Origin of the sequence: Dechloromonas sp. CZR5, from assembly GCF_008711155.1 — a bacterium.
Taxonomy (GTDB): domain Bacteria; phylum Pseudomonadota; class Gammaproteobacteria; order Burkholderiales; family Rhodocyclaceae; genus Azonexus.
This window is the reverse complement of the sequence record NZ_VUYQ01000003.1, coordinates 386,589-398,825: the sequence shown is the minus strand read 5'-3', so window position 1 is coordinate 398,825 and position 12,237 is coordinate 386,589. Positions and strand designations below refer to the sequence as shown.

The 12,237-nt window shown below is 61.1% G+C and carries 11 protein-coding genes; 10 read left to right on the top strand and 1 reads right to left on the bottom strand.

Annotated elements, in window-relative coordinates; genetic code table 11:
* Positions 1–218: 218 nt before the first annotated feature.
* Positions 219–1,199: a helix-turn-helix domain-containing protein gene (locus tag F1002_RS10750; RefSeq protein ID WP_191090368.1), complete on the bottom strand. Its 981-nt coding sequence runs from the start codon at positions 1,197–1,199 to the stop codon at positions 219–221.
* Between the two features lie 596 nt (positions 1,200–1,795).
* On the opposite strand from F1002_RS10750, the gene F1002_RS10745 reads away from it, so the two are divergent.
* The 10 genes from F1002_RS10745 to F1002_RS10700 all read left to right on the top strand — a co-directional run bounded on the left by F1002_RS10745 (position 1,796) and on the right by F1002_RS10700 (position 12,189).
* The gene (locus F1002_RS10745) at positions 1,796–2,941 is read left to right on the top strand and encodes an amine dehydrogenase large subunit (protein ID WP_150429026.1); all 1,146 of its coding nucleotides are present in this window, start codon (positions 1,796–1,798) and stop codon (positions 2,939–2,941) included.
* The gene (locus F1002_RS10740) at positions 2,941–3,492 is read left to right on the top strand and encodes a MauE/DoxX family redox-associated membrane protein (RefSeq protein WP_150429025.1); all 552 of its coding nucleotides are present in this window, start codon (positions 2,941–2,943) and stop codon (positions 3,490–3,492) included. Before F1002_RS10745 ends, F1002_RS10740 begins: the two co-directional genes overlap by 1 nt.
* A 17-nt stretch (positions 3,493–3,509) precedes the next feature.
* Positions 3,510–4,100 (top strand): methylamine dehydrogenase accessory protein MauD, encoded by a 591-nt coding sequence (gene mauD / locus F1002_RS10735; RefSeq protein WP_150429024.1) that lies wholly within the window; start codon positions 3,510–3,512, stop codon positions 4,098–4,100.
* Between the two features lie 28 nt (positions 4,101–4,128).
* The gene (locus F1002_RS10730; RefSeq protein ID WP_046535743.1) at positions 4,129–4,653 is read left to right on the top strand and encodes a methylamine dehydrogenase light chain; all 525 of its coding nucleotides are present in this window, start codon (positions 4,129–4,131) and stop codon (positions 4,651–4,653) included.
* A 2-nt stretch (positions 4,654–4,655) separates the two neighbouring features.
* Complete coding sequence (locus F1002_RS10725; protein WP_150429023.1) at positions 4,656–5,117, top strand: cytochrome c; 462 nt, start codon at positions 4,656–4,658, stop codon at positions 5,115–5,117.
* A 2-nt stretch (positions 5,118–5,119) separates the two neighbouring features.
* On the top strand, positions 5,120–5,548 hold the full coding sequence (locus F1002_RS10720; protein ID WP_046535744.1) for a c-type cytochrome: 429 nt from the start codon (positions 5,120–5,122) through the stop codon (positions 5,546–5,548).
* A 45-nt stretch (positions 5,549–5,593) separates the two neighbouring features.
* Positions 5,594–6,964, top strand: coding sequence for a DUF1329 domain-containing protein (locus tag F1002_RS10715; RefSeq protein ID WP_150429022.1), 1,371 nt, complete (start codon positions 5,594–5,596; stop codon positions 6,962–6,964).
* A gap of 25 nt (positions 6,965–6,989) precedes the next feature.
* Positions 6,990–8,738 carry a DUF1302 domain-containing protein gene (locus F1002_RS10710; RefSeq protein ID WP_150429021.1) on the top strand — a complete coding sequence of 583 codons (1,749 nt, stop codon included), beginning with the start codon at positions 6,990–6,992 and terminating at the stop codon, positions 8,736–8,738.
* 90 nt (positions 8,739–8,828) lie between these two features.
* On the top strand, positions 8,829–11,201 hold the full coding sequence (locus F1002_RS10705; RefSeq protein WP_150429020.1) for an RND family transporter: 2,373 nt from the start codon (positions 8,829–8,831) through the stop codon (positions 11,199–11,201).
* A 13-nt stretch (positions 11,202–11,214) separates the two neighbouring features.
* On the top strand, positions 11,215–12,189 hold the full coding sequence (locus tag F1002_RS10700; RefSeq protein ID WP_150429019.1) for a YCF48-related protein: 975 nt from the start codon (positions 11,215–11,217) through the stop codon (positions 12,187–12,189).
* Positions 12,190–12,237: the final 48 nt, after the last annotated feature.

Below are 12,237 nucleotides of genomic sequence, written 5' to 3'. Positions count from 1 at the left end.
CCGTGTCGCAATGGGAACAAGCAGCAAGGAGCAGGCCAGTTTTTGTAAGTCATTGAACGATGGGAAATCGGCTTGCCATGACTCCACCAAGAGGTGGGACATTTTGTCCTTTTTGTTGTTGGGTGGGACATTTTGTCCCTTTTTTTTGGAATGCCATAAGTCAATACCGATGGCCGGCATCGTACAGGCACGAAAATGGGGAGCTGTCAGTGGTGTGCTTACTGGTGCGTCTGGCGCAAGGTGTCGGAGGGTAGTTCGCCGAACAGGGCTCGGTATTCGGCGGCAAAGCGCGGCAGGTGCCAGAACCCCCACTTGGCGGCGATATCCCTGATCTGCTGGCCGCTGCCATCGGGGTCGCGCAATGCACGCCGGACGCCATTAAGACGCAGCGAGCGCAAGTACTGGACAGGGTTGATGTCCAGTGCGTCCTGAAAGCAGTAATTGAGCATGCGCCGGCTGATATTCAGCTTCTGGCAGAGCTCGGCGACCGTGATCGGTTCGGATGTATGGGTCATCGCATAATCGGTCGCCTCGCGGACCACCTGGAAGCGTCCGGCAAAGGAGCGGGTGGGCAAGGGGGCACGGTTGGAGGCCTGCAATACTTCGGTGAGATGGCCGATGATGGCCGAGCTCATCGCCCTCTGTACCTGCGGGTAGCGGAGCAGCGACGGCTCGAAGCTGGCCGGGTCGAAGATGGCGAGCAGGCAGTTACGCAACTCGCTGAGCCGATTCTGGTCGGCAACCATTACGGTCGGGGTGTTCGAAAAAAGGCTGGGCAGGCTTTCCTGGCCTTCTGGGTACATCGTATCGAGCAGTGCTTCCTTGCGGATGGCGAGGGCGACGATGTCGAATTCCTCGGGGGAGGTCAGGGAGAATTCCTGGCCACTATGGAAGGTCAGCATCGAGTCGCGGGTCAGGACTTGCCGGGAAAACAGGCAGCCTCCCCTCATGGTGACCGGAATCCCGACGACGAAACAGCCATCCCATGAGATACCACTCTGCGCTATTGAGCGATTGGTTGTCTCGCGAAAGATTTGCAGGCCCTTGAACCGGATATCGACGACTCGCCCTTCAAAGTTGCCCGGCGACAGCTGGTTGTAGGTTTGTTCCCAGCCTAGCAATGATTCGGCGTGCTCATCCGAATCACGGGTTGTGCGATTGAAAAACGAGTAAGTCGTCGACGAGGCTGAAAGGGGCATGGATACACCTGGTATGAATGGCTGGGCCAACGTCGTCATGACTGATTGGAGCGGCCTCTATGCGGTTCAGGATAGTTCAGAATTTCGCATTGGGAAATAGGTTTTGATTGGTGACATCCGGATTTTTCCAATTTCGGCTACGGCTTGTTTTCGGGTCGAGACTGTGGATTGCTCGATATGCACCACATCGGGGCATTTTTATGGGTTGATGCACACATTTCCGGTTCGTTCGGTTGTTTAAAAATCATTTAAAAACAATTGGATAATTTATTTTATCGATCGCTTGTGGAACACACTCAAAGTCCATGTCTCTTTATGCAAAACCGATGCCAGTCGCTGTGACGGGCAAACGACCTCAGCTCTTCAGGAAATTGCCGCGAGTAAGCGCGAGATGATCATCGCCGCTTTGATTTAAGTCGTGTTTTTTCAGGTTTTCTATCGTCTTTTCCGAAAATGGATATCAAACCGGGGTTTTGAACGGTTTCGGTTCCGATTTCGGATACCGCTTTCCAGTTCTCCGCCAACACAATTTGAGCCATCGAACGGGACAGTTTTTTGTTCCGCTCCCGATTCAAATAGAAAAAAGGAGGTCGCTGGTGATACCCAAGAGAATTGCATTACTTACCGTCGTCGCCGCCCTGGGGGGCAGCCTGACGGCTCACGCTGAACTGCCGCTCGACCAGATCACGGTCGCGAAGATGCCGGCTCCGCATCCGTACCGTTTGTACTTCACGGATGTGAACATTCCCTCGTTGCTCGACGGCAAGATGACCATCATCGACGGGCGGAACCTCAAGGTCGAAGGCATGGTCCATACCGGAACCTTCGGCCAGACGACGGTTTCTCCAGACCGATCAGAGATCTATGCCGTCACCACCTATTTCACCAAGGGCAATCGCGGTGAGCGCAGCGAAGAAATTGTGGTCTATGACGCCACGACGCTGAAATTGAAGGCGGAGATTCCGTATCCAGCCCGTCACGCCCAGGCGCTACCGTATCGGGGAACGATGCGGACTTCTGGCGACGGTCGCTTCCTGTTCATCCAGAATGCCACGCCGGCAACGTCTATCGGCATCGTTGACCTGAAGACCCGAAAGATGGTCGCCGATATTGCCATACCGGGTTGCTACAACGTCTATCCGTCGCATACCGCAACGCGAGTGTCGACGCTGTGCGGTGACGGCACCATGCTGACCATCGCCCTAGATGGCGACGGCAATCCGATCGGCAAGCAGAAGAGTGCCAAGTTCTTCGATCCCGACGAGGATGCTCTGTTTGTCACTGCGGCGCAGGAAGATGATCGCTATCACTTCGTTTCCTTCAGGGGCAATCTGGTGACGGTCGATCTCTCCGGCGAAGTCGCCCAGGCCGGCAAGCCGTGGCCGCTGCTCAGCACCAAGGAGGCCAAGGGCGGCTGGCGCCCGGGCGGCTACCAGCCGGTGGCCCTGCATCGCGACAGTGGCACCTTGTATGTCGGCATGCATCCAAAGGGCTTCGAAGGCAGCCACAAGAATGCGTCCCACGAAGTCTGGACCTACGACTTCAAGGCCCAGCGGCTGGTGGCGCGTAACAGGATCGTGCATAGCACCGGCCTCGCCGTTAGCCAGGGCGCTGAGCCACGTCTCTTCGCCTACGATACCGACAAGGCGCAGATCGCCGCCTATGATGGGGGGCGCAAGCTGAAACTGGCCGGCATGCGGGGCGGCTTCGGCTTTACGCCGACTCTGCTGGAGGCCCAGTGATGGAAGCCATCCTGGTTTTTCTCGGCGATCCGGTGGTGACGCGCAGCCTGGGGGCCATGCTCTCCGTGCTGCTGCTCATCGGTAGTTGGCAGAAGCTGCGTGACATGGTCGTCTTCGCGGCGGCGGTCGACAACTACCGTCTGTTGCCCGATTCGATGGTGACGCCGGTGGCCTGGCTGGTCGCCTTGACCGAAGCGGCAGCCGGCCTGCTGCTCCTGCTCAATGATACCGCCTCTGCCGGAGCGTGGTTCTCGCTGGCCCTGCTGGCGACCGTCACGTCTGCCGTCGTCATTAACCTGCTGCGCGGCCACACCGCCATCGACTGCGGTTGTGGCGGGCTTTCCAGTCAGCCGCTGGCCTGGTCGCTGGTCGCCCGCAATGTCGTACTCATGGGCATTGCTCTGCTGGCCGCCCGGGAAGGCGCCAGCCGCCCGCTGATGTGGGCCGACTACCTCACAACAGTCGGCGTCGTCCTCGGCATGCTCGGCCTCTACACCATCGCCAATCAATTGATGACCAACGCCCCCCGGGTGCTGGCCGTCCGTCGGTAACAAAAAAGGAATTCAACATGAACGATGCAATCCTCATCTCCAACGCCATGCTGTGGGTCGTCCTGCTTGCCCTGGTCGTGGTCGTCCTCGCCCTGGCACGCCAGATCGGCATCCTTTACGAACGTATCGCCCCGATGGGCGCCCTGATGATGGACCAGGGGCCGAAGGTCGGCGAAGTCGCACCGACTTTCAACCTCGACAGTATCGGCGGCGGCAAGATGCAGGTGGGTGGCAACCGGGGGCGTAGCCAGCTGCTCTTCTTCCTTTCGCCGACATGCCCGGTGTGCAAGAAGCTGCTGCCGGTTCTCAAGTCGATCCGTCAGGACGAGTCGGGGTGGCTTGATGTAGCCCTGGCCAGCGACGGCGAACTGCCGGCGCATGCCGAGTTTTACAAGAAGGCCGAGCTGCAGGATTTCCCGTATGCGCTCTCCACCGACCTCGGCATGACTTATCGCATCGCCAAGCTGCCGTATGCCGTATTGATCGGCGAGGACGGTGCGATCCGCGGCAAAGGCCTGGTCAATTCCCGCGAACAGCTGGAAAGCCTGTTCGCCGCCAAGGAGGCCGGTGTGGCCTCGATCCAGGAATACATCGATCAACGCGCCTGAGGCGTGCCCCAGCAAGGAGAAACTAAAAATGAAATGGTTCGATGACTTTTTTGAGCACAAGACCCGGCGCGTCGCCCAGTCTTCATCGCGGCGCAGCGCGCTGGCCAAGCTCGGCAAGATCTTCGTCGGCACGGCCTTCGTGCTGCCGGTGCTACCTTTCGACCGGATCGGGCAGGGCGCCCATGCCGCCGCACCGAGCAAGGCCAACGACGACACAACCTGCGACTACTGGCGTTACTGTGCGCTCGACGGCTTCCTCTGCACCTGCTGCGGCGGCACGATTTCGAGCTGCCCGCCGGGCACCGAGATTTCCAAGGTCACCTGGGTCGGTACCTGCCGCAATCCAGCCGACGGCAAGGACTACCTGATCAGCTACAACGACTGCTGTGGCGCCACCGCCTGCGGTCATTGCGGGTGCAACCGCAACGAGCGCGAGCGTCCGGGCTACCGCATGGGTGTCCACAACGACATCAACTGGTGCATGGCCAACAGCAGCAATATGTACAACTGCACGGTGGCTGCCATCGTTGGCGTTGGCGACGGCAAGAGCTGAACATGGTGCGTCGGGTATTCGTATTCCTGGGTCTGCTGGCCGCCTGTAGCGCAACACTGGCGCAGGTGCCGGCCGACGGGGCTGCGCTCTTTGTTGCCCATTGCCAGGCCTGCCACCAGCCGGGTGCAGTCGGCGCGCCCGGCATCGCGCCGCCGTTGGTCGGCAACATCGGCCGCCATGCGGTGAACGAGGAGGGGCGGCGCTACCTGTTGCATGTCGCCTTGACTGGCATGGTGGGCAGCATCACGGTCGACGGCGTTCGCTACACCGGCAACATGCCGTCTTTCGCTGCCACCTTGTCCGATGCCGAACTGGCGGCCGTGTTGCGCCATGTCCTCGGTAGCTACGAGAAGGTGGCCGATCTGGCCTGGCTGACGCCGGAGCAACTGGCAGCAGCCCGCCAGGCCGGCGGCAGTCCCAACGAAACCCACAAGATTCGCGGGCGCCTGCCCGCAGGAGGTTGATCATGAAACGATCGATCGTTGCCATGGCGGCCGCGCTGCTGGCCAGCCCGGTGATGGCTGCCGGCGGTTCGCCCAAGGTCAATTACATGCTGCATTGCTCCGGTTGCCATGGCCCGGACGGAGCTGGTAATCCGGGGGTTGGCATTCCCGATATGCGCGGCTCGATCGGACATTTCCCGAAGGCGAAGTACGGCCGTGACTTCCTGATCCAGGTGCCGGGCACTTCGCAGACCAGCATGACCGACGCCGAGGTGGCGGTGATGATGAACTGGATGCTGCAGCAATTCAGCGCGGCGGAAGTTCCCATCGGCACGCTTCCCTACACCGAACAAGAAGTACGACAACTGCGCGCCAACCGCTTGGCCGATGTGCCCGGAAGGCGGGCCGCGATCATCAGCGAGCTGAAAGCGCAGGGCATATCAATCGAGTAACACTCGAACCAGGGACATTCATCTTTCGACAGGAGGACCACAATCATGCACACCAACCATAGAGCCAAGCCGCTGGCGCTGATCGTCACAGGCCTCATTGGCCTGTCCGGTCCGGCGCTCGCTGCAGTCGGCGAACAGGAAGCCGCCCAGCTTGGCAAGGATTTGACCCCGGTCGGTGCCGAACGCGCCGGTAACAAGGACGGTAGTATTCCAAAATGGGAAGGCGGCCTGCCCAAAGGCAAGCACAAGCTGGGCGACGCCCGCGTCGACCCGTTTGCCGCCGACAAGCCTTTGTATTCGATCGACGCCAGCAACGTCGATAAATACAAGGACAAGCTCTCTGCTGGCCAGATCGAGCTGATCAAGACGCGCAAAGGTTATCGGATGGATGTCTATCCGACGCACCGTAGCTGCGGCTACCCGGATTCCGTGTACGGCCAGACCAAAATCAACGCCACTACCGCCAAACTGACCTCGGATGGCAAGGACAATCTGGCGCAGGCGGTCGGTGGCGGTTTCCCGTTCGCCGTGCCGAAGAACGGTGCCGAGGCGGTCTGGAACCACCGCCTGCGCTGGCAGGGTGAGGGTCGCTTCGAGTTTTACCAGACCAACTTCATCAATCCGGACGGCAGCTTCTACGGCCTGGCCCAGGACCAAGTCGTGATCACGCCGTTTGCTTCGCCCAAGGCCAAGTCCATCGACGAGGTGGGCGGTGTGCAGATGAAGCTGCTCAATCTGGCGACGGCCCCCGCTTCGCGGACCGGCGAGATCATCCTGGCACATTACTTCCTTGGCAAGTCGAACGATGCCTGGATGTACTTCCCCGGCCAGCGCCGCGTGCGCCGCCTGCCGGCCTTCGAGTACGACAACCCGATCCCCGGCTACGAAAACCTCGAAACCGCCGACCAGTACCCGATGTTCTCCGGTGCCCTCGACCGCTACGACTGGAAACTGGTCGGCAAGCAGGAAATGATCGTGCCGTACAACAGCTTCAAGTTCGTCGCCAAGCGTCCGGCCAAGGAAGTGTATGAGGGCATGTATCCGAAGCGGGACCTGATGCGCTATGAAGTGCACCGCGTCTGGAAGGTGGAGGCGACGGTCAAGCAGGGCATGCGCCACATGTTCTCCAAGCGTACCTTCTATCTCGACGAAGACACCTGGATGATTCTTGCCGCCGACCAGTACGACGCTCAGGGGAAGCTGTGGCGTGTCATGGAAGCTTCGCTGTACCCGGCCGTCGAACTTGGCGCCTGCGTCAGCCAGGAATTCATGTCCTGGGACCTGACGGTCAACCGCTACATGGCCGAGAACTCGACCCAGGAAGCCAAGCATACCGACTGGTTGGCCGGACAGGAGGGGCGCATCGATGCCAAGCGCTTCGAGTCCGACGAACTGCGCCGCGCCGGCGACCGCTGACCTGAAGCGTACGGAGGGGTAAATCATGCATAGACATACAAGCTTCAAGCGCAGCACACCGGCTCTGGTCATCGCCACCCTCGGTCTTGGGGTGGCCGGACAGGCGCAGGCATTCAAGTTCGACCTCGACAATGGCATCAGCGGCTCGCTGGATTCGACCATCTCGCTCGGTGTCCAGCGCCGTATGCAGTCGCCGAACAATTCCATGGTCGGCAACAATAATGGCGGTTCGGTGCCGACCAGCGGCCGCCTTGGCGAACTCGTCAACGGCCCGGGGCAGGGCGCCACGTCGAATCCCGACTTCAACTACACCAACATCGATGATGGCAACCTGAACTACAAGAGGGGTGACATCGTCGCCGCCGTGCTTAAGGGGACGCACGAACTGGCGCTCGGCGAGCGCGGCAACTGGGCGGCGCTCGGCCGGGTGACGTGGTCCACCGACTTCGCAGCCGCCAATACGGCCCGTACGCCGCTCGACGAAGAGGCCAAGAAGGCGATGACGCAAAATGTCTCGCTACTCGATCTTTGGGTGTCCAAGGACTTCAAGGTCAGCGACAACTCGGCCAAGTTCAAGCTCGGTAACCAGGTCATCAACTGGGGCGAGGACATCTTCATCTTCGGCGGCATCAACACCATTCACGCCTTCGATCTGCGCAAGGCCCACATCCCGGGCACTCAGGTCAAGGAAATCCTCATCCCGGCGCCGATGGCCTCGCTGAACATGGCTCTGGGGGCCGGTTTCTCCACCGAGATGTACTATCAGTTTGCTTGGAACAGCTTCAAGCTCGATCCGGCGGGTACCTATTGGTCGACCGCCGATTTCATTGGCAAGGGGGGCAAGCGGGGGGCGTTCATTCCATCCAGCTACGGCGGGATTGGCGACTTCGACCCGACGCGCGGCCGGTCGCTCGATGGTATCAGCACCGCGGGCGGCTTCATCCCGGTCGAGCAGACCAAACCTTCCAACAATGGCCAGTACGGCTTCAACCTCCGCTACAAGCCACCGGGGGCCGATACCGAGTTCGCTGCGTATTACATTCGCTACCACGATAAGCTGCCGTTCGTCGGCTTCAAGCTGAATCCTGCTATCAATAACGTGTTTGGCGGCGTCACAGTCGTCGAACAGTATGGCGAGAACAAGGAATTGTTCGGCTTCTCGGCCAACACCAAGGTCGGCGACTGGGCCTTCGGTGCAGAGTTGTCCTATCGTCCGCGCGACAGCGTGGCCATCGACCCTACGGTACCATTGTCTGGCCGCTACAGCGTATTTAGCGTGCCGAGCAACACCGTGGCCAACGGCTACGTGAACGAGAAGAAGTACCAAGGGCACGTCACGGCCTTCACCTGGCTGCCGCCGGAACTGACACGCGCGCTGGGGGCTGCCGACGGTGCCTTCCTGGCCGAAGTGGCTGTGGCGCATTACCCGGGCCTCAAATTGAACGGCGAAGTTCCGTACCTGCTGAACAACTACGAGCTGCCGACCAAGACCTCTTGGGGTTACGTCATGGAAGTCAGTCTGACCTACGCCAACGTCTTCAATTCGGGTTGGACGGCGACGCCTATCGTCGATTTCTATCACGACGTGAAGGGCACCAGCCCGAACACCATCCCGTTCGTGGAAGGGCGCAAGGCGCTGGCGGTCGGCCTGAACTTCGACTACCACAATCAGTGGAAGGTCGGCCTGGGCTACAGCAGCTTCTTTGGAGGCGGCAACCTGAACCTGATGCGTGACCGCGATATCGCATCGATGACGGTTTCCTACACCTTCTGATCCGTTTCACAGGGCGGCCCAGTCTGTCTCGCACATGGGGCCGCCCGACCTCCGCAAGGAGGACGATAAAAATTACGAGGTTCAATCCCCATGGTGAGCATTGTCCGTTTCGTCAAACGCCTGGAAGACTTCTTCTTCCGCTACCGGCTGGTCACGCTGGCAGTCCTGCTGGCGTTGACCGCCGTGATGGGCCTGCTGGCATCCCGGCTGCATATGTCGGCCGGTTTCGACAAGCAACTCCCGGTTGGTCACGAATACACCGACACCTTTTTCAAGTACCGCACCCAGTTGTTCGGTTCCAACCGGGTGATGGTTGTCGTCCGTGCCCGCGACGGCAATATCTGGACCCCCGAGTCACTGAAAAAACTGCACGAGGTGACAGAAGCCGTTCTCTACTTGCCCGGCGTTGATCGTCGTTCGGTGCAATCGCTGTGGACGCCGAATACCCGCGTCTATGAGCTGACGGAAGAGGGTTTCCAGGCAGAGGATGTGATCGGCGGCACGGTGACGCCGGATGCCCTGGATGCTGCCAAGATCACCCAGATCCGCGACCGCGCGGCGCGCGGCGGCTATACCGGCAGCCTGGTTGCCAATGATGGCAGCGCCGCGATGATTCTCGCCGACCTGCTCGAGGAAGACCCGAGCACGCACGAACAGCTCGACTATCTCTCCCTGGCTGGCAAGCTGGAGCAGGACATCCGTGCCAAGTACGAAACGTCGACCCACGAGATCGAGATCGTCGGTTTCGCCAAGCAGATCGGCGACATCGCCGACGGCGCCAAGGGTGTCGCCGTATTCTTCGCGTTGGCCACGCTGCTCACCGCGCTGGCCGTCTATTGGTACTGTCGCTCGCTGATGCTGACGGCGCTGCCGATCTTCTGTTCGATGGTATCCGTGGTCTGGCAGTTCGGCACGCTGACGCTGCTCGGCTACGGGCTGGATCCGCTGGCCATCCTGGTACCTTTCTTGGTCTTCGCCATCGGCGTCTCGCACGGCGTCCAGCAGATCAACGCCATTTCCAAGGCGGTGGCCGGCGGTGCCGACTCCATCGATGCTGCTCGCGAGAGCTTTTCCAGCCTGTTCATTCCCGGCACGCTGGCGCTGGTCACCGCATTCGTCGGCTTCATCACACTGGTGCTGATCCCGATCCCGATGATCCGTGAACTGGGCATCACCGCCTCGATCGGCGTCGGCTACAAGATCGTCACCAACCTGATCATGCTGCCGCTTGCCGCATCGTACTTCCGCTTCTCGCGCAAGTATGCGCTGCATCTGGAGGCCATCCAGGCCAGGCGCGGGGAGATCATCCAGCGCCTCGGTTTCATCGCCGACATCAACCATGCCCGCCTGGTGCTGGCCGTCGCTGCCGTGCTGCTCGGCATCGCCGTCTGGCAGAGCCATGGCCGCCACATCGGCGCGCTGCAGCCCGGAGCGCCGGAACTGCGCCCGGATGCCCGCTACAACCAGGACATCGAGAACATCGTCAAACGCTTCGATCTCGGCATGGACGTGCTGACGGTGGTATTCGAGACGCCCAACGACTCGTGCAACAACTACGACGTGCTCAACTACATCGAGCAATTCACGCTGCACATGTCGCAGGTGCCGGGCGTGCTGTCGGTGCAGTCGCTGTCGGCGCTGGCCAAGTTCGCCAATGCCGGCCTGAACGAGGGCAACCCGAAGATGATTGCGCTGCCCCGTGACAGCAAGGCGCTGCAGGTGGCCGTCGGTTACCTGCCGGAGGCCGGCGGCCTGTTCAACCGGGCGTGCACCATGATGGCCGCCAACGTTTATCTGGCCGACCACAAGGCGACCAGCATCGAACCGGCCATCGAAGCCGTCAAAACCTTCCGCGAACGCTACGACGGCAATCCGCTCGGCATCTCGGTTCGTCTGGCTTCCGGCAATGTCGGCGTGCTGGCGGCGACCAACGAGGAAGTCGAGGCACGCGAATTGCCGATGATGCTCTATGTGTATGGCGCCATCGTCGTCCTCGTGCTGTTCGCCTACCGCGACTGGCGTGCCATGCTGGCCTGCTGCGTACCGCTGACGCTGGCTACCTTCCTCGGCTACTGGTTCATGAAGGAGCTCGACATCGGCCTGACCGTCGCCACGCTCCCGGTGATGGTGCTGGCCACCGGCATCGGCGTCGACTACGCCTTCTACATCTACAACCGGCTGCTGATCCATCTCTCGCATGGCGAGACGATGAAGGTGGCGCTCGAAGGGGCGCTGCGCGAGGTTGGCGTGGCCACCATCTTTACCGCCATTACGCTGTCCGTCGGTGTCGCCACCTGGGCCTTCTCGGAGCTCAAGTTCCAGGCCGACATGGGCATCCTGCTCACCTTCATGTTCATGGTGAACATGCTGATGGCGATCACCGTGCTGCCGGCTTTCGCGGTCAAGCTCGATTCACTGTTCCCGCGTCGCGGCCCGGTCAAGGCACCGGCCATCGGCCACTGATGGAGAAAGCGACATGACATTCAAACTTCAAACCCTTGCCCTGGCGACCGGTCTGGCGTTGTTGGCGCTGCTGTCATTGAAACTGGCCGCCGCGCCAGGGGAGGGCAAGGCGGCTCCCGACTACTTCCGTGCCGCCCCGCATTTGGCGGTGCCGACCAAGGCGCCGATCTACGCGGCGACCAAGGCCGGCGACCGGACGGTGGCGGTTGGCGACTATGGCTTCGTGATCTATACCGACGACGGTGAACGTTTCGTTCAAGGCGACGTGCCCACGCGCGCGCCGCTGACCTCGGTCTTCTTTCTCGACGCCCAGCGCGGCTGGGCGGCCGGCCACGACGGCACGGTCATCGCCACCGTCGATGGCGGCAAGACCTGGAAGGTGCTGCGCGAAATGCGCGGCCAGGACCAGGTGCTGATGGGCATCTGGTTCGCCAATGCCGAGCGCGGGCTGGCGGTGGGGCAATTCGGTCTGGCGCTGGAAACCCGTGACGGCGGCAAGACCTGGAGCGAACGTCAATTGGTCGACGGCGAGGCCGGGGAGCGCCACCTGCTGTCCATTGTGGCGGGCCGCGATGGCTTGCTGCTGGTCGCTGCCGAAGCCGGTACCGTGCTGCGTTCAAGCGATGCCGGCCTGAGCTGGCAGGCGATCCAGACCGATAACAAGGGCTCGTTCTGGACGGGGGCCGAACTGGCAGACGGCAGCCTGCTGCTCGGCGGCATGCGCGGCCATCTCTACCGCAGCACCGACCGCGGCGAGCACTGGAAACACCTGGTCAGCAGCACGCAGCAATCCCTGACTGGCATCGCCCAACGCGCCGACGGAGTGGTACGCGTGGTCGGCCTGGCCGGTACCACGCTGCTCAGCAAGGATGGTGGTCAGCATTTCGAGACCATTGTTCGCCCCGACCGGCTCGCGGTCACCGCCATCGTCCCTCAGGCCAAGGGCGAACTGCTTTTCTCGGCAGTGGGTATGGTCGTGCGCGAGTAGTTTTTTCCGATTGCCGCGCCGGATCGTCATTTGATGGCGTTCCGGCGG